The 17596-nt window shown below is 59.2% G+C and carries 14 protein-coding genes; 2 read left to right on the plus strand and 12 right to left on the minus strand.

Features of this window, described 5'->3' with window-relative positions:
• Positions 1 to 9 precede the first annotated feature (9 nt).
• The 7 genes from WAQ08_RS13450 to WAQ08_RS13480 form a co-directional block, all read right to left on the minus strand.
• Positions 10 to 2808 carry a DEAD/DEAH box helicase family protein gene (locus WAQ08_RS13450; protein ID WP_422192091.1) on the minus strand — a complete coding sequence of 933 codons (2799 nt, stop codon included), beginning with the start codon at positions 2806 to 2808 and terminating at the stop codon, positions 10 to 12.
• Between the two features lie 39 nt (positions 2809 to 2847).
• Entirely contained in the window at positions 2848 to 3222 is a 375-nt protein-coding gene (locus WAQ08_RS13455) for a type II toxin-antitoxin system RelE/ParE family toxin (protein WP_422192092.1), read from the minus strand.
• Positions 3215 to 3541, minus strand: coding sequence for a type II toxin-antitoxin system Phd/YefM family antitoxin (locus tag WAQ08_RS13460; protein WP_422192093.1), 327 nt, complete (start codon positions 3539 to 3541; stop codon positions 3215 to 3217). The genes WAQ08_RS13455 and WAQ08_RS13460 overlap by 8 nt, the downstream gene beginning before the upstream one ends.
• Before the next feature lie 251 nt (positions 3542 to 3792).
• Positions 3793 to 5064 carry an ATP-binding protein gene (locus WAQ08_RS13465; RefSeq protein WP_422192094.1) on the minus strand — a complete coding sequence of 424 codons (1272 nt, stop codon included), beginning with the start codon at positions 5062 to 5064 and terminating at the stop codon, positions 3793 to 3795.
• The gene (locus tag WAQ08_RS13470; RefSeq protein WP_422192095.1) at positions 5061 to 7256 is read right to left on the minus strand and encodes a hypothetical protein; all 2196 of its coding nucleotides are present in this window, start codon (positions 7254 to 7256) and stop codon (positions 5061 to 5063) included. The genes WAQ08_RS13465 and WAQ08_RS13470 overlap by 4 nt, the downstream gene beginning before the upstream one ends.
• Positions 7244 to 8152 (minus strand): TnsA endonuclease N-terminal domain-containing protein, encoded by a 909-nt coding sequence (locus WAQ08_RS13475; RefSeq protein ID WP_422192096.1) that lies wholly within the window; start codon positions 8150 to 8152, stop codon positions 7244 to 7246. The genes WAQ08_RS13470 and WAQ08_RS13475 overlap by 13 nt, the downstream gene beginning before the upstream one ends.
• Positions 8153 to 8363: 211 nt before the next feature.
• A complete protein-coding gene (locus tag WAQ08_RS13480; protein WP_422192097.1) occupies positions 8364 to 8639 on the minus strand; it encodes a hypothetical protein in 276 nt (91 codons plus the stop codon).
• Positions 8640 to 8910: 271 nt separating this feature from the next.
• Here WAQ08_RS13480 and WAQ08_RS13485 point away from each other — a divergent pair, with 271 nt between their 5' ends.
• On the plus strand, positions 8911 to 9687 hold the full coding sequence (locus WAQ08_RS13485; protein ID WP_422192098.1) for a hypothetical protein: 777 nt from the start codon (positions 8911 to 8913) through the stop codon (positions 9685 to 9687).
• On the opposite strand, the gene WAQ08_RS13490 is transcribed toward WAQ08_RS13485, so the two are convergent.
• The 4 genes from WAQ08_RS13490 to glmS form a co-directional block, all read right to left on the minus strand.
• Positions 9680 to 9976, minus strand: a complete 297-nt coding sequence (locus WAQ08_RS13490) for a hypothetical protein (protein ID WP_422192099.1) — start codon at positions 9974 to 9976, stop codon at positions 9680 to 9682. The two genes, WAQ08_RS13485 and WAQ08_RS13490, sit on opposite strands and share 8 nt — an antisense overlap.
• A gap of 263 nt (positions 9977 to 10239) precedes the next feature.
• Positions 10240 to 12780 carry a S8 family peptidase gene (locus WAQ08_RS13495; protein ID WP_422192100.1) on the minus strand — a complete coding sequence of 847 codons (2541 nt, stop codon included), beginning with the start codon at positions 12778 to 12780 and terminating at the stop codon, positions 10240 to 10242.
• Positions 12758 to 13798 carry an AAA family ATPase gene (locus WAQ08_RS13500; protein ID WP_422192101.1) on the minus strand — a complete coding sequence of 347 codons (1041 nt, stop codon included), beginning with the start codon at positions 13796 to 13798 and terminating at the stop codon, positions 12758 to 12760. Before WAQ08_RS13500 ends, WAQ08_RS13495 begins: the two co-directional genes overlap by 23 nt.
• A gap of 436 nt (positions 13799 to 14234) precedes the next feature.
• Positions 14235 to 16118, minus strand: a complete 1884-nt coding sequence (gene glmS, locus WAQ08_RS13505; RefSeq protein ID WP_422192102.1) for a glutamine--fructose-6-phosphate transaminase (isomerizing) — start codon at positions 16116 to 16118, stop codon at positions 14235 to 14237.
• A gap of 156 nt (positions 16119 to 16274) precedes the next feature.
• On the opposite strand from glmS, the gene WAQ08_RS13510 reads away from it, so the two are divergent.
• Positions 16275 to 16754: an Lrp/AsnC family transcriptional regulator gene (locus tag WAQ08_RS13510; protein ID WP_422192160.1), complete on the plus strand. Its 480-nt coding sequence runs from the start codon at positions 16275 to 16277 to the stop codon at positions 16752 to 16754.
• 1 nt (position 16755) lies between these two features.
• Here the strand turns inward: WAQ08_RS13510 and WAQ08_RS13515 are convergent, their stop codons facing one another.
• Positions 16756 to 17535, minus strand: coding sequence for a DnaJ domain-containing protein (locus WAQ08_RS13515; RefSeq protein ID WP_422192103.1), 780 nt, complete (start codon positions 17533 to 17535; stop codon positions 16756 to 16758).
• Positions 17536 to 17596 lie beyond the last annotated feature (61 nt).

The following is a 17596-nucleotide window of genomic DNA, read 5'->3' on the forward strand; positions in this document are numbered from 1 at the left end:
CTCTGATATTTAGGCTGCCAACCGTTCGGTCAGCTGCAGGATCTCGTTGATTTCAAGTGGGCTGAACACGCCACGGATGCCTTGCGGATGGATGACCGTGAAGGGGGCATTGATCAGGTCTTTCTTCTCCACCTTTTCGCGCTCGATGATGAAGCCCTTCAGCAGACTGAGGAATTCCATCTGGCGGCTGCTGAGCGTGGTGTGGGCGCGGATGAATTGGTCAAAGGCGGCGCTGACCTCGTCCGGGAAGCTCCTGAGCACTTCAATGCCCAGGATGTGGCGGATGAACTGGATGAAGCGCGCCTTGCGGTTCTTGTAGACCTGACGCAGCAGGTCTTCGGTGATGTGCGGGTGCTCTTCGTGCAGCAGTTCGGCCAGTTCGTTGGCCTCTTCGCTGCTCACTGCCTCGCCGTTCTTGATCTTCTGCAGCACCAGGTTGTGCGCGGTGAGTTCAGCAATCAGGTTTTCCACCATTTCGCGGTAGCGGGTGATGCTGACCGCCTCGTGCTGTGGGCCGAACTCCACCCATTCCTTTTTGTGCAGTTCATCGGCCAGATCGAGGTGTGTTTGTTCCTGGCCGGTGGATCGCTCGCGGAACTTCATCAGCGGGCCGAGTTTGGCGACCAGTTCGTCGAAGGCATCTTCATCCGCCTTGGCCCAGTAGTGGCTGGTTTGCGCGGCGCGGATCAGGGCCTCTTCCTGCTTGACGAAGCTGACGGAGAGCGGCAGTTCGCTGATCTGCTCGACGATGCCTTCCTTGAGGGTATCGGCTTGTTCCTTTTCTTCGCTCAAAACGGCCAGCGAGTACTCCAGCAGGTCGCGCTCGAAGCGCATGGCCTTGAAGTCGGCCGCGGACACGGTGCGGAACAGCGGCTTGATCTCTGCGCGCAGGAACTCCAGCCGGTCGTGGCTGAGGCTGATCCAGAAGTTGTCGTCGTCCAGCCGCGCCAGGGCAGCGGCGGCTTCCTTGATCACCACCGACTCTTTGGGTAGCGCCACAATCTGCAGGCGGAGCTTGACGATTTCCCGCTCAGCGATGTCTGCATGGCCGCTGTCCCTGACCTTTTCGATCTTGTCGAGGCGCAGGCCCACCAGCCGCACCGGCAGCGGCAACTGGGCTTTCAGCTCCTTGCCCTTGGGGTTGAGCTTGAAGTATTCGAAGTTGTCCCAGCAGTCGAGGATCAGGAACACATCCTTCTCAAGACACCAGGGCTTGGGCTTGCTGGTTTCCAGCAGGCGTGTGCCGCGACCGACCATCTGCCAGAACTTGGTGTACGAGTAGACTGGCTTGGCGAACACGAGGTTGACGATTTCGCGCACGTCGATGCCGGTGTCGAGCATGTCCACGCTGATGGCGATGCGAGGCATGTCGTTGTTTGTGAATTGATCCAGCAGCCCACCTTTGCCGTAAACGCGCGGGTCATCCGACACCAGCACCTTGGCCAGCTCACCGTGGTGTTGCGGGTAGAGCTTGTCGAAGATTTCTTCCATGCGCCGGGCGTGGGCCTTGGTGGCGCAAAAGAAGATGGTCTTGCCTGGCAGCACACCGTTGGCGTCCTTAATGGCCTCTTCCATGAATTCGCGGACGATCAGGGTGTTGGTGCCCTTGTTGATCACCTGCTTTTCAAGCTGGGTGCCCTCGAAGTTGATGTCTTCAACTTCCTTGCCCTGGAGGATCAGCTTCTTCTGGTCTTCCAGCGAAATGGTTCGCTTGCTGATGCCTTCGATCTGGAACTTGGTCTGAATCTTCATGACCTGGAAGTTGCAGAGGTAAGGAGGCACGTTGTTCACGGCTTCTTCATAGGTGTAGGCAAACGTGGGTATGCCGTCTTCGCAATGGAAAAGCTGGAAAGTATTGTGATCAATGATGTCGGTCGGCGTGGCCGTCAGGCCCAGCGTGATGGCTTTAAAGTAGTCCAGCACTTCGCCAAAGGCGTTGTAAATGGAGCGATGGCTCTCATCGACGACGATGAAATCAAAAAAGTGCGGTGATAGGTGCTGCGCTTCCTCCCGGATGATGTTCAGCATCGTCGGGTAGGTGGCGACGTACACACGGCGGTCCGTGGCAATCAGCTTTTCGCCCACGTTGGGCCAACGCGGCTCATTCGGCATGTGCTCCTTGAAGGCGGCCAGTGCTTGCTCGCGCAACGCAATCCGGTCAACCAGGAACAGCACCCTTTCTGCGTGTCCAGCACGCATGAGTGCATCGACCATGGCGATGCAGGTACGCGTCTTTCCGGTGCCGGTGGCCATCACCAGCAGGAAGTCTCGCTTCTTCTTTTCGATGCCTTCAAGCACTGAACGAATCGCGCGGATCTGATAGTCGCGGCCGGCGATCGAGGTGTTTATGAACTCCTGCGTCAAAGGTTTACGATTACGACGGATGTAGGCAAAGCGCTCCAGATCGTCTCGCGAGGGAAAACCGACTACCCTCCGTGGCGGTGCGTTTTCCAGATCCCAGAAGTAAAGCTCGTGGCCGTTTGTGTAGAAGCAGAACGGTAGTTCACAACCCAGCTGCTTCTGGATGTAGTAGCAATACTGCTTTGCTTGCTCGCGCCCAATGGCGGCATCACGGCTAGTCTTCTTGGCCTCAATTACCGCCAGAGGTTTGCGGTCCTTGCCGAGCAAGACGTAATCACTGAATTGGTGGCCCTCGTAGGGGGGACGCGGTTCGGCCACACCCTCGGGTAATGCCGTGATGATGTCGAACTCCTCGATGACCTGCATGGGATCCTTGACATCCCAGCCTGCCTGCGCCAGCTGTCGATCAATCAGCTCCGACCGAGTTTGAGCTTCGGATTTTGTCATGCGTGCGTCCCTGTTATGTGTTCTCGACTATCACGTTGTTCACGCGGGCCATAGGCCTGAGAAATCAAACGACAGTTGCCGGTGATGCCGAATGGACAGCAGGTACACCATCTCATTCATCACCGCATAAAGCATCAGGTAGTTGCCATCCAGGTACACGCGCAGGCTGTCTGCTGCGCCAGCTGGCAACTTACTTAGTTGCTCCAGCGCTTCGACAGACTGCGGCGGCTGGTTGAGATAGCGGCGCCCCATCAGCGGGAAGCGTACAAGGTTCGGCACCACGGTTGCGCGCAGGCCTGTCAGCAGGTCTTCAAAGGCGAACGAGGCATCGGCCTCCGCTAGGAAGGCTTCAATGGAGTCGAGTCGCACGATGAAGCTGTCAGTTAGCTCGACGCGATACAAGGCCTCAGCCACGGCTCTTCACAGGCTTGGTTGCTGGCCGCGCAGCGGCACGACGCTTCTGAATGGTCGCCAAGGCCTGGTCGGCATCTTGAGTGCGCCCCGCGACGATGTCTTCCAAGCCTCTGCGGGCGTCGTCGATCAGCAGCAGGTGAATGCGCTCGCGCTCCAGGCGGTGGTAGTAGTCAAGCCGGTCCGCGTCGATCAGTGCCACATAGCTCTCACCGTTCTTGGTGATGATCTTTTCGGCACCTGCTTTCACTTGATCGGCCAGCTCAGAAAGATTTGAGCGCGCCTGAGTAAATGGCACCACATCACGGGCAGAGATCGACATGAGTGGCTCCATAAAGCTGACAGAATTCTGTGCAGTTTACCGGAAGGCCGCTACTGCTCCGACAGCGGGCTGAGTTTCTGCTGTTCTAAGTCCGGAACCAGCCTGATGCCGCCCTCCCAACCCGCTCAAGATCCGTTCATGGTCGTATGCGTCAGTTCAGAGCTCCTACAGAGACGCCCTGTACCCGAACAGTCTGGCTTACGAACGCATGAAATCGGTGCGCAGCACCGTGCTAAGACACAATGCCCGCGCTATTCAAAGCTCCCTTGCGGCGTACGGATCGCGCCCATCAAGTCCTCATAAACTTGAAGTCGACGAGGATCATCGCTGAGCAATGCCTCAACTGCAGGCCTCAGCGGTCCCATCTCATGCATGCGGACGTGCTGAAAATCCTCGAAGGAAAGCCCGCTGGCGTTGCGCCGAATCGCTCGTCTGCTGGCGAGAATCCATGCCGTGACCGCCATCCGTGGAACCCCAGCACTCACATCAAATAGCAGCCGACGCAACTCGTCTGACGCAGGCAGCTTGTCCGGCAGCCATTGGTACTGGCAGATCACAGGAAAAAAACGCTTGCGAAAGAAGTCATCGTCTGCAGACCGCGCTTGCGGCAAGGTGTAGCTACCTGCTGTCAGCATGCGTTGTGCTGTACTCATCCTCGTGTTGAGTGCGGCCATGCCATCCGGTGTCGAGCAATACAGGGTCGGGATTTTGGCGAAGTTATTCAACGTCAGAAGGAATTTGAGCGCCTCGTCGTCGGCGATACGCAAATCGGGGCGTTGCCCGCTTTGGCGCCTCGACGCCACTGTTCTTTCTGCCTTGGTAGCAATCTTGAAAAGGTTCTGCAACTCGTCAAGCACCAGTATCCCCAGAAAGTTGCAGGAAATCGTCTGCAGCCAACGGTGAGCCAATGCTGATCCACTCGGGCGTCGTCCAGTGAACAGGTTTGCCGTATGTGCGCTTCCCAATGCAGCATCAGTCGCCCGCGATAGGTTGTCCACCAGATCGATGATTTTTCCGGAGGCTGGCGCGTCGACCTTCAACCAAACCAGTTGGGGACTGGGCCTTGCCAGGCCCGGCAGGTGCTCGTGCACCACAACCTGAGGATAGAGGTTCAACGCTCGCTCAATGGCAGTCGATTTGCCCGCTCCAGAAATTCCAGTCACCGTCGCCCCTAACTGGATTGGACTGAACCCAGCTTGAGCGCCTATCGTGCTGTAGATACGGCGCCAGGTCGATGGATCTTTTGGGTTGCGATGCACATAACCTTGGACAAGCATGTCGCCGATCGTCTCTGCGATCTCGATCCCCGTGGCCGTCGGAATGTGCATGCGTTGGACGTCGGCAAGCAAATGCTTCATCTCTCCGCGCGAAACGTCGATGGATTGATCGGGTTGAGGTGGCAGGTAGATCAGCCGCTTGCCGATTTCAACAAGCTCCAGTGGTTTGCCGCATGCGGTGATCAACACGTTGTCGCGGTGCGAAGCGAGAATGGGACTATCGATCTCTCGGAGGACAGTCTTCATGGTGCCTCCCGGCGATTCAAGGTGGCGAACACCTCATCCATCAGTGCGTCATATCCAACATCAGACTCGCCGGAAGACGTGCCGCAATCCTCTAACCCATCAGCAGGCAAGAGCATTGCGTTGCTCTTGGCCATGGTTTCCAGCAGCCGTGCCTCGCGCGAGTTGGGCTTGGGACCTTCGTATGCGGCGTCTGCTACCGCCGTGCGCTCTATTGCTTGCTTGCGAAGCAGCGATTGCGCCTCCATGGTCTGCAGAGCAGCTTGCAAGCGACGGTACTCCCGGTCATCCTTCTGCATCTTGTCGAACATGACCGCGTCACGCCATTCCTCCATGCTGACGTTACCCGAGGCACGCGCGCTGGTGCGCAAAGAGAACTCGTGCATGCCACCCAAAGGGTCCGGCCACCAAAAGCGCGACGTAGAGCCCGGGAAGCTGAAAACGGTGTGCTCCATGACGCCGAAGTTCCTGGCCTTCGCGGTCCACTCTTGCACATTGGCAATCTCAGATTCGTATTGCAACGATTCATGAAAGATGCCATCTCGCCGAGCAACTGCTGAACCCCGCTTCAAAAGTCCAGTGATGAGCTTGTCCTGTGAAAGGCTCTTGCGATAACCAATACCCGACTCATGCCCAAAGCGCCACAAGCCAGCTGGATTTGGCTCCACGCCCGCTCCCATCATTTCAATGGTCAGTCGATAGCTGCGATCGGCAAAGAGGTTGTATTGACAGAAGATGCCGTGCAAGTACTGAACGTACTCGCGCAGTGTCAAGGCAGACTCCTTGGCGCTTGGCTTGTTCTCGATCTCTTCGCGTCGAGCGTTGATCGCTCCGGGTAGAAAGGAATACTGCTTGTCCTTGGCAATGCGGTGGAGCACCTCGACCAATCCTTTCATATCAGGTCGATATGGCGGATCCACCGCGAAATTTATGCCGAGATACAAGCACGTTTCGCGCGCCCCCGCGCTGACGTACTCACCACGGTCAGTCCAAACCTGAAAGGGCAACGTTGGAGATGGATTGAGTACCTCGACGTACTCAAGTCCCCAGAGATCGGCCATCAGCCGAGGACCACAGCATGTTGAAAACAATGCCAACTTGGCCATCTCCCAAGACGGGCCGGACAGGCAAACATAAAAGCCCACAATCGCTGTTGACCATATGTCGACCACAAGGTAGACGATGGGTCGGCCAATCGGCCAAGCTGGATTGGCCGAACTGCGAAGGTGAATGTCTCCGATGGTGGCATCGATGGCATACGCATGACCCGGTCCCGCAACGCTGTCATAAGCCTTGCCACGAAGGCCTCGTAAATTGCGTTGATAGTGCCCCAGCGTGGTAGCCCGCAACACTCGCTCAAGCCGTTTGGTGCCGCTTTCAATGATGTGGCGAACCTGTCGTCTATTGGGAAAGCTGCCTTGTGGTGGCGCTATGCCTCGACGGCCCGTGTCCGTCTGCTCATATTGGGTAACGTAGACCCGCTGAATGATTTGGTCATACAGCTCGACAAAGGGCAGCCCGCCCCTAGCAAGGATGCGCGCATGCTGCAGAATCTTGATGCGATCCGATTCCGTGGATGCGCGCTGAGGATGTGCGATGGGCTCACCCCGTTGCTCACGCAAGGTCTTCGGCCCAACTTTCTTTTTCCCAGCTTGATGAGGCCTTAGCGCTCCAGGCGCTCCGCATCGATCAAACCTGGGATGCAGTGAACTGGTGTCGAAGCCGTTTTGACACAGCAAGCGCCAAAGGCGATAGACAGTGGCCCGCGTACCATCTCCTGCGGCCAGAGCCTGCCGAACCACAGGCCCGATCCCTGAGGTTTGCACCAGCGCATCGGCAACTACCTCGTGGTTGAGAAAGGGCTCCATCAACAGGCGCCGACGTTCCCATAGAGACTTCTCGTCCTCACCGAGATCATCAGAGGGAAGCAGCATCTTTCCCTCTGGGCGAAGATCGATAGCTGCCAGACGGCCATCACTTTCCATGGCCAGCAGCGTTCCCCGCGCAACTTGGGTCAAGGATCCAATGACACTCTCGTGACCAGCGTCGCCGGGGCGCGCACTTGCGTCTGCCCATGGCCCGATATAGGCCAGCCATACGGTGGACGTTGCTAATGGCACAGCAACCACCCGAAAGAAGCCGTGAAGCCCTTCGCCATCGGCGCGCAGGACCTCATTGAAGATCAATGCGACCATGCTGTCCTCCTCGATGCAATGGGGTTTTGGCGCCAGAATTCCTCGAGCGTCAGCAATTCCAACGGCTCGTTCAATCGCAGCGGCCTAGACAGATTGATCGGCAAGCCACCACACCAGATGCACTGCCACATGACGCATTGCGCCGCGTGCCTGTCCATGCCGAACTTTTGTGACAGCAGGTTGAGAAACTGGAGAACGGTACGGCCTCTGATCTCATCGGCCATCGCCGAACAAGTGATCAGCACATCGGCTCTCACGTCTGGCTGGCCAACCGTCCAGGGCATGCCGATTCGGATGGCGTTGCCCACCAGTACCGTGTACAGCGTTGGCGTCAGCAACAACCAAAATACATCTTGACGACGCCAGTACTCACGCTCGATTCGCAGCAACTGCAGCTTGCGCTGGTCAGTGATTTCGTTGTCTCCCTTCACACTGATTGCCAGCAGCTCGGTTCGACCGATGCGGTTTTTGAGCGTCAAGAGGAGGTCAGTGGTCATCACCCACGGCTCGTGCACCTCCCCCTTTTTGACCGAAGGATGCCGATAGCCCAACTCGTCAGCAATTTGTTCTGTACCAGGAGCAAACCGCCCTGAATGATGAAGCTGATAGGTCGACAACTCAGGTTCATGCTCGTGATGCGCCAGCGGAAACTGCTCGCGCAGATCCACCAATCCTGGCAGCATGGAAGCAAAGCCAAAGGCCACCAATTCCTTGTCGGACAGTAGATGGTGCAAGCGCCCAAAGCGCCAGCTGATCAGATGAGATCGTCCGCGACTGCTGGGGTCGTCACGGGTAACCTGATGCCACGGTTGGTAGTCGGCACAGGTACCTGTACCCCGTCCGGTCTTATGCCACCTGGCCAGTTTGGCCGGTGTGAAGCGTTGGCCCTTGCGCATGGGCATTCCTTTCCGGCCACTTGATCGGTGGCCATCCATTGATCGGAAAGGAGATGCCCTTGACTCGTGCCAAAGGCACGAGTACAGTTCTTTTACCTGAGAAACCTGAGGCATCCCCTCAGTACAAAACGCCACCGGTTTGCCGACCTGTGGCGTTTTTGTTTGTGCGTTCGATAGCTATTCGATAGGCGGCCTCCTGGACTTCAGGTTCTTAGTCACGTGACGTCACGCTCTGTCTCTGTTGACTGATCCATATGGCCACGTCCCGAGCCAACGCGAAGCGGCCTCTGCGATTGGGAATCTGAAAGAGGGGGACAGGCACGGTTTCTCGCACCACGGCCTGGCGATAGGCCGCAGCCGACTTGTAGCCCAGCAACTTGACCAGGGTTTCTGAAGACAAGAGGGGGCCGAACTGCTGGACAAACTGTTCATTGAGTTCGCGCGCAAGTTCATCGGCAAGTGGCGGCATTAGGCTGTCCTTGTTCACGTCGCGTTCCGTCGCAGTTGGTCACTCAGATGCTAAGGTTCGCTCACGCGCCAGACAAGCCATACGATCTGGGCGAATCGTCACCCTATTTTTGCCCCACGGCCTCGGCTAAGTGATTGATTCAACGAACCAATCTCTCGCAGACTTTGTTTTCGCGTCCAAGACGCGAAAATTTACGACGGGCAAACAACGACACGTCACGGATGCATTTCGGACCGTTTGCTGGTTCCACTACCTGCGTCGGGCCACGGGTGCGAGGACGACGTACCAAATGGACACGCTTGTGGAGATCGCCGACGCTTCAGCCGCGCGTGATCCACAAGACAAGAAGAACAAATGGAGGGGCTATTCACATGGAAGGCACACGCCGTCACCACAGCTGGTTCAAGAGATTGATGGCAGGTTTCCCGAAGCTGCGCATCTGTTGAACCATCCCTTGTGGTCCGTGCTGCGAATGGATGGCAATACGGAGGAGCAAGTCAAAGCACTTCTGATTCAGGTGCATCCAGACGTCTTCGCCGTCATCCGCCCCAAGTCCTGGACTGGTCATACACCCTTAACACTCGACGGCTGGAACAAGCGCCGACTGCGAGGACTTGAGCAACAGGTGAGTCTGGACACATTGGCATCCCTTGTTCTTCTTCTCCGCTTGGCCGCCAACGCAAAAGAAAGCAAGCTGTCATTCGAATTCGGGGCTTCGGTGTGCAGAGTGCTACTCATGATGGGCCCCTGGCTGAAGGCACATGGTATCGCTCGGCCGTTGTCCGAGTACCTCACGGAGCACGTCTTGGTACTAGGCCACCACAACGGCCAGCATCACTGCTTCAGGGAAGAAGGTTTCGTCAGCGCTGCCCACCGACTGGCGTTGACGGCTTTGGTCGTTGAGAGCAATGAGAGCACGCCACTCACGGCACGAGAGAAAGCCAACCTGCTGCTAGATCTTTTAGACGACAAGTTCAGCGCGCCGTTCAGTGACTTGGTTGCCAGCCGTCCAGCTAACGCACCCATTGAGCCTGCGCTGAATAACTCCCAGCATCAGGTCACTTGATGGGATATCCGTGTTGCCTTGCAATGTGCCGGAGGTCTTGCACCTCATTGGCCGATGCCCCAGTTCCCAGCAGAGATTCGAGCGCATCCGCCATCGCCGCCAATTTGACGCCATGGCGAACGCTGGCCTCTTTCGGATCCTGCCCCGCTGACACCGGGAAGCTGAGGATCTCAGCCTCATCCATGGTGAAGAACCAGATTGCTCGGGCAGTTCGGTTCATCCCTTCAAACAGGTCACGATAGCTCGCAAGTGCAATCGCGTAGAACTGATGTTCCTCTGCTTCAGTCACTTTGCTTTTTCTCCTGCACGTTGCGCATGCCAAACAGTGTCGCCGATCGGCTAGCGGCGGCGCAAGAGCCCTTGGACCTTAGATAGAACCAGGCGATCATGTGGCCCGTTGAAGCTACGTGGGAACAGTTTGATCAAGCAATCAAACTGATGTCCAACGTCAGACAGGAAAGTGCAACCCTATATGTGCGCTTTCGACACGGAGCGGAAGCTTGGACGAAAGGTGAAGAGCCGCTGAGCAGCACGCGCCATATGGCGTTGTCTTCAGGTATCGATGGCGATGGGCGCACTGACGGGAGCGGCGATCATGTTAGCGATCGGCGTGTAGAGGTCGACGTCCGTTTCCGGCGTACGGATAGAGACGATCAGGCTGTACCAGGCAGGAAGGTTGTAGCGTTCCAGAGCGGGGCGTGTGCGCCACCAACCCTTCGATGGGTAGACGGCGATAAAGCCGCGATTTGCCAACTCGGCGGCGGTTCCGCGCCAGACATCCTGGTGCAGCGAACCGCGATGCCGCTGCCTGTCGCCAAGAATCCAATGCAGGTCCTTGGGATCAATAGGGACACCATCATCTTCCAACTCCGCTGCCGCGTTGATCCGAGCGACAAAGTCCGCTGTCGTCGCATCGAGCGGGCGCTGCACATCGAAGCGCAGCCGATGCGACGGGTAGTGGAACTTCGACGAGGTCCCCCGCGCGGATGGATTCGGCTCAATAAAGTATGACAAGGTGATGCACAACTCAACCTGGGTGTCCGGCGGCAATGCCAGTAGCTGTTCCTTCGGCCACGGCAGCGTATGCAAGTTCATGTCGCGGGTGACAATCCCTCGATCCTTCACTTTCTCGAATGGATGTATCTCATCTTCGACGATCAAGGTCAACGAATTGCCCGCACTCCAGAGTGCTTGGTCTAAATTCGGTACACCCCAGCCGCAATGGCGAATCAGGTTCACATAGTCAGACTTGGTTGGCGCGCCATGAGCTGGCAAGTAGCCTGCACGCATTGCTTCCGTCCACTCTGCTGAGTGCACGATGAGCGCTCGAATCGTTTCGGGTCGGAGCGACGGATATGCAGCCATTAACTGCGCGGCCATACGCGCTCCAAGCGCCGATGCAGCGCTGGTGGCGTTGGTCGTCGTGAAGAGACGCTCCTGAGGCAGGTTATGCGTGGTCAACAGGTGGAGACTGCTGATGCCGACGGAGCCAAGCGCGTTTCTCCCCGCATTGCCACCCTCGAAGACGACGTCGGGCTTCAGCGGCCAAGCTGAACTCCAGCCGTTCGAAGTCCGGGAATAAGGGCTGAGCCCGCCTTCTGGAGCAACGGGGACATAACCCTGGGCATCAGCTTCGGTGATGTTTACCTTTTCTGTATAGGCGCCTACCGTCAATGCATTCCACGCTTGACCGGGATCGCGAATCCCGCGCGTGCCCAAGCCCGCCGGATACGCGTCCCAGGTCTGCGCATCTTCCGTGTTGCCGGCACAAAGAACGAAAAGGCGCGGGAACTGACCATTACCATCGTAGTCGCTGGCAAGGCGATCGACGGTAGCGGACCAGGCCGAGGGCCGCCCCTTGTCGCGATCATCGCTAGAGGTGACAGCGGACGTGAACACGCGCGGGCGTGCGGGAGCCGCGACCTCCGGACGCGCCACGGCTTCGGCGAACAGGTAGCCGTGTTGCCGCGAATCGCCGGCATTTGCGCCCTGATGTGGCGTGAGCTTGACCGATTCCAGCCGATGTTCCACCTGCAATGGACCGTCCGACTCCAGGACCTTAGTCATGTCCCCCAAGGCGACAAGCCCGGCAAGGCCGGTCCCATGATTTGCCGTGTCGTCCACTCCCCAAGCAGGTTGGACCGCGTGCAAGTCGGCAGCTGCGATGAATGGCGATAGCAACGGGTGCCCTCGATTCACACCAGAATCGAGGAGACAAACGCGAGGGACAGAATCGTCCTCTGCCGCGACCGTCAGCCGGGCGAGCGTCTCGGCCGACCACTCCTGCTGTTCAGCTGGCGTCATGCCATCAAAGAACTCAGCCGTTTCCTTTGCGCGGCGAAGCTCGGCGACACAGTTGAGCGTCAAAACCGATGTCGCGAACTGCTGCTGAGATCCGTACATCAGAACGACGGACCGTTCCGGAAAGCTGATGTGGTGTTCGCTGACCTGACAATTGGCCAGAGCTGCGAGCTTGCGGAAATCCGCAAGCACCGCGTGTCGGTCGGCGCGAACGGGGAGCCAAACCTCCCACCAAATTGACTCCGCTGTGTCCTGAGGCAGAAGCGCCAGGTCGTCTGTCCACAGCGCACGAATCTCGGCGGTCCGAATGGCCAGGATCGTATCGATCAGTGCGCGATGGTCAAGCGCGTGACCATTGCTCTTCTTGCGTTCTGCAAGATAGTCGGCCACGTACTTCTCAAAGTGGGCCAGCTTCCCGTCGGGGACGAACACATTAGCGTAGGTCGTGTTGCCTTCGGTACGCACGCTGAGCACTTCGATCTTCTTGCGCGCGTCTTTCCCAAGCTCCGAGCCGAGGCTCTCGAAGGCCAGCGTAACGTCGGGTTGTCCGACGAATTGGACTTGTAGCCCAAGCCCACTTTCCAGCCCCTGCTCCTGCTGGACTTGACGCGCATGTTGGGCGACCGGCTTCAGCGCGTTCAGCTGAGCGCTGAGAGACGCCGAGTGTTGCGCGCGGTTCCGTTGCGGGACATCGTCATTTGACCCACCACCACCAGGCGCCGTGAACGCTTGAGGGGCTGAGGTATTCGATAGAACAAGGTGGGGGTACTTATCGTGGGTGTGATCCGACATGGTTGGACGAGTGCTTCGAGTTATTTGCCAGCTTTGCGTTGACTAGTCGGCGTTCCTCTAACGCCTTCCCCAGCTCAGCTAGTTGCACTTTCTCTTGGTCATGCAGGATCGCGTCCTTGATGGCAGCATCGACTGCACGACAAATCTCAGCATGGCTCAGCCCTTCGGCCTGCCCCCGAATTGCATCCTTTCGGAAAGGCTTGGGAGCAAAGCGGCCGAGACGTGACCGAATTAGTTCGCCGGCTTGCGTGGGCGACGGTAAGTGATATTCCACGACGTCGTCGAACCGGCGGAACAATGCGTAGTCCAGGATCTCAGCATGATTCGTTGCCGCAATGATTAGGCTGTTGGACGTATCCTGCTCAATCATTTGCAAGAAGCTGTTCAACACCCGGCGAATCTCCCCGACATCATTTGCCATGCCCCGCTGGGAGCCGATGGCATCAAACTCGTCGAAGAAGTAGACGCCACGGATATCAGTCACGGCGTCGAATACCTGCCGAAGCTTGGCTGCCGTTTCGCCCATGAACTTCGTAATGAGCGAATCCAAGCGGACTAGAAACAAGGGAATGCCCAGCTGTCCAGCCAGCGCAGCCGCTGTCATCGTCTTACCCGTACCCGGTGGTCCCACGAGCAGCAACTTCCGGCGAGGCGAGAGCCCATGCTCCTTTATGCGAGCAAGCTGTCGCTGTTCCTTGATCACTCGGAGTAGCTGAGTCGAAGCCACATCCTCCAACACCATATCCTCCAGCCGGTTCGCTGGATACGACACGGTGAGCAGATTGGCCAGTTCACTCTTCGGCTTAGCAGCACTGCCTATTGCGACCAGTTTGCCCGATTGGTCTTGGCTGACACGCGCCTTGGCCGCGTCAATCAGATCCCGCAGTTCCTCGGCCAACTTGACGCGCCCAAGCTTCGCCTCGTGTGCAGCCACCTGCATAGCGACCGACAAGAACTGTCCATCATCGCGACTGATGTGCGACTTAATGAGCGCCTTGAGTTGGTCAGAGCTAGCCACGGGGAAAGGTCCGATTGCGGTTACGGGTACGATTTTGGTCGATGCTACCGAGCATTGTGCATCCTAGGATGCCGTCGACAAGCGTGCTTCGGCCACTAGAAGAGTGAGTCATGGGCACGTTCCAGCGTATTGGCAACAAAAGGCCTGCTTCAGCGCCTACCCAATGCCGCCATCTTCAGCGATGTGCGCGATAACTGCGAGCTATTCACTGTAAAAGCGCCTGCGGGGAGTCCGGCCGCATCGTTCCAGGAAACTCCGAAAGTTCGTTCTTCACGCTAGGTGCCGACAGCGGCAGAAAGAGCAATGGGTCAATGCTGAACAAGGTCATTGACCGGCCAATCTGGTTGTCTCAGACTTTAATGCCATGTCTCAGACTTTAATGCGCTGTCTCAGACATTAATGGCAAAGAACAAAAGCGCGCCGTGGACTGAGCGGCTTACTCCACCGTCACGCTCTTGGCCAGATTCCGCGGCTTGTCCACATCCGTACCCCGCGCACACGCTGTGTGATACGCCAGCAACTGCAACGGCACCACGTGCAGGATGGATGACAGCGCGCCATAGTGCTCCGGCAGGCGGATCACGTGGATGCCCGGCTCGGCCTGGATGTGCGTGTCCGCATCGGCGCACACGTACAACTCGCCGCCGCGCGCACGCACTTCCTGCATGTTGCTTTTGAGCTTTTCCAGCAGCGTGTCATGCGGAGCCACCACCACCACCGGCATCTCGCTCGTCACCAGCGCCAGCGGGCCGTGCTTGAGCTCGCCGGCCGGGTAGGCCTCGGCGTGGATGTAGCTGATCTCTTTCAGCTTGAGCGCGCCTTCCAGCGCGATCGGGTAGTGCAGTCCACGGCCCAGGAACAGGGCATTGTCCTTGCGCGCGAAGGCCTCGGCCCAGGCCATCACCTGCGGCTCCAGCGCCAGCACGGATTGCAAAGCGGCGGGTAGATGGCGCATGGCCTTGAGGTGGCCGGCCTCCTGCTCTTCGCTCAGACGGCCCTTCACCTTGGCCAGGCTCAGCGTCAGCAGGAACAGGCCGGCCAGCTGCGTGGTGAAGGCCTTGGTGCTGGCCACGCCGATCTCCACGCCAGCGCGCGTCACGTAGGCCAGCTTGCACTCGCGCACCATGGCGCTGGTGGCCACGTTGCAGATGGTCAGTGTGTGCTGCATGCCCAGGCTGCGCGCGTGCTTGAGCGCAGCGATGGTGTCGGCCGTCTCGCCCGATTGGCTGATGGTGACGACCAGGGTGCTGGGCACGGGCACGCTGTCGCGGTAGCGGTACTCGCTGGCGATCTCGACCGTGGTGGGGATGCCGGCGATGGATTCGAGCCAGTAGCGCGCGGCGCTGCCCGAGTAGTAGCTGGTGCCGCAGGCCAGGATCAGCACGCGGTCGATCTGGCCGAACACGCTGGCGGCCTGCTCGCCGAACAGATCGGCGGTGATGCCCTGCACGCCTTCGAGCGTGTCGGCGATGGCGCGCGGTTGCTCGAAGATTTCCTTCTGCATATAGTGGCGGTAGGGCCCCAGTTCCACCGCGCCGCTATGGGCGGTGACAGTGCGCACCGGGCGTTCACCATCGGCCACGCGCTGATGCTGAGCACTGCCTTGCGCACGGTGCTCGATCCAGTGGTTGCCCGGTTGCAGATCGACCACGTCACCCTCTTCCAGGTAGACGATCTGGTCGGTCACGCCGGCCAGGGCCATGGCGTCCGACGCCAGGAAGCGCTCGGTCTGGTCCACACCACCCACGCCCAGCACCAGGGGCGAGCCCTGGCGGGCACCCACCACGCGCTGGGGTTCGTCGGCGCAGAACACGGCAATCGCGTAGGCGCCCGTCAGGCGCAGGGTGGCGGCCTTGACGGCGGCGAACAGGTCACCGTCGTACAGGTGCTCCACCAGGTGGGCGATCACCTCGGTGTCGGTCTGGCTCAGGAACTCATAGCCCTTGGCCTGCAGTTCGGCGCGCAGAGCCTCGTGGTTCTCAATGATGCCGTTGTGCACCAGGGCCACACGACCGGGACGGCTTTGGGACGCCCCGGTACCAGGGCCGTGCGAGAAGTGCGGGTGGGCGTTGTGCACGGCGGGCGCGCCATGCGTGGCCCAGCGGGTGTGGGCGATGCCCAGCGGGCTGTCCAGTCCATCGGTGGCGACCTGGGCCTGCAGTTCGGCCACGCGCGAGGTGCTGCGGGCGCGCAAGACCTGGCCCTGGCGCAGGATGGCCACGCCGCAGGAGTCATAGCCGCGGTATTCAAGCCGCTTCAGGCCCTCGACCAGGATGGGGGTGATGTTGCGCGAACCAACCGCGCCGACGATGCCGCACATGGACATTGCTCCTGTTGCCTCGCCACGCGGCGAGTGCAGCGGATCCTATCGCCTCACGAAAGAATAATTTCAGTCGATTTATTGCGCGATTTGATACAAAATTTCCACAAAACCATCAAATGAATAAAAGCCATCAAAAACAACAATCAAATGGAAATTGAATCCACCACTTTGGACGCCAGCGACCTGCGGCTGCTTGATCTGCTGCAGCGTGACGCCACCTTGTCCAACCAGGCACTGGCCGAGGCCGCGCACCTGTCGCCCGCCACCTGCCACCGGCGTGTCAAGCGTCTGCGCGAGGAAGGCTGGATCGAGCGCCAGGTGGCCATCGTGTCGGCCGACAAGCTGCGGCGCGCCAGGGCACCCGGCCTTCAGGCCTTGGTAGAGGTGTCACTGGACATCCAGACCGACGAAGCCATGACCCTGTTCGAGACCAGCGCCGTGGCCGATGCCGCCGTGCAGCAGTGTTGGCGGGTCTCGCCAGGGCCCGATTTCATGCTGGTGCTGGCCGTGGTCGACATGGACGACTACCAGCGGGTGGCCGCCCGCTTGTTCACCGCCACACTGGGGGTGCGCAATGTGCGGACCTTCTTCGCGGTCAAGCGCGCCAAGTTCGAGACGGCCCTGCCCCTTTGAGTCAAGGACGGGCGCCAGCAGCAGGCTCCGTGGCCAGCGGATCGACCAGATGGGTTTCCTGCCGCAAGCTCAGCGGGTTGCCATCAAGCACGTGGTTGCCCTGCGACGCCAGGCTGCCGGGCTGCCCCGGCATCGGGGGAGGCTCCGCCAGCAACTCCTCGTCGCTCATCGTCACCGATGTGGCCGCCGGTGCGCCCGTGGCGGGCAACCTGGCCGTGGTCGGTGATGCCGGTACGGCCCCCGCATGCTGCTGGCCACTGTAGTGCTGCGACAAGGTCTGCTCGGCCTCCATCTGCAGCAGCACCGCCCTCACCCACCAGATGCCGGCGATCAGCACGACCACGCCCATGCCACCCATCAACGGCAGCAGGCGCTTGCGGTTCATCCAGGGGTTGGGTATCACCGGCGGTGGGGGCTTCCAGTGCACATCCACGCGCGTGTCGTCGCGGTCAGCCTCGGCGGGCGGCTGCACGGGCGGGATGTTGTCGATGCCAGCGAAGCCCATGGTGGTGCGCCACAGGCTTTGAAAGCGCGAGGAGGCATGGCCTTCTGCGTCCTCGGGCGTCTGTTGCGCATCGCCCAGTTCGGCATCGTAGGCAGCACGGGTGTGCGGGTCGGTCAACACCTCATAGGCGGCATTCAGCGCCACCATGTCCGCATGCGCGGACTGTGATTGCGTGTGCCGATCAGGGTGGTATTTGGCCGCCAGCGCCCGGTAGGCTGCACGGATCACCTCCACCGGGGCGTCCGGGTTGACCTTCAATCGCTCGTAGTGGTTCACAACTGCATGGTCCAGGGGGCTTGATGCGGGTGCATTGATCTTACCGTCTTCCACCGCGTGT

The sequence above is a fragment of the Aquabacterium sp. genome, assembly GCF_049274795.1.
Lineage (GTDB): Bacteria > Pseudomonadota > Gammaproteobacteria > Burkholderiales > Burkholderiaceae_C > Aquabacterium.

What these genes read in the sequence shown, in the direction of transcription:
- WAQ08_RS13475 (WP_422192096.1), bottom strand. Translation starts at nt 8,152, where the DNA reads ATGCGCAAGGGCCAACGCTTCACACCGGCCAAACTGGCCAGGTGGCAT.
- WAQ08_RS13485 (WP_422192098.1), top strand. Translation starts at nt 8,911, where the DNA reads ATGGACACGCTTGTGGAGATCGCCGACGCTTCAGCCGCGCGTGATCCA.
- WAQ08_RS13450 (WP_422192091.1), bottom strand. Translation starts at nt 2,808, where the DNA reads ATGACAAAATCCGAAGCTCAAACTCGGTCGGAGCTGATTGATCGACAG.
- WAQ08_RS13465 (WP_422192094.1), bottom strand. Translation starts at nt 5,064, where the DNA reads ATGAAGACTGTCCTCCGAGAGATCGATAGTCCCATTCTCGCTTCGCAC.
- glmS (WP_422192102.1), bottom strand. Translation starts at nt 16,118, where the DNA reads ATGTGCGGCATCGTCGGCGCGGTTGGTTCGCGCAACATCACCCCCATC.
- WAQ08_RS13470 (WP_422192095.1), bottom strand. Translation starts at nt 7,256, where the DNA reads ATGGTCGCATTGATCTTCAATGAGGTCCTGCGCGCCGATGGCGAAGGG.
- WAQ08_RS13460 (WP_422192093.1), bottom strand. Translation starts at nt 3,541, where the DNA reads ATGTCGATCTCTGCCCGTGATGTGGTGCCATTTACTCAGGCGCGCTCA.
- WAQ08_RS13495 (WP_422192100.1), bottom strand. Translation starts at nt 12,780, where the DNA reads ATGTCGGATCACACCCACGATAAGTACCCCCACCTTGTTCTATCGAAT.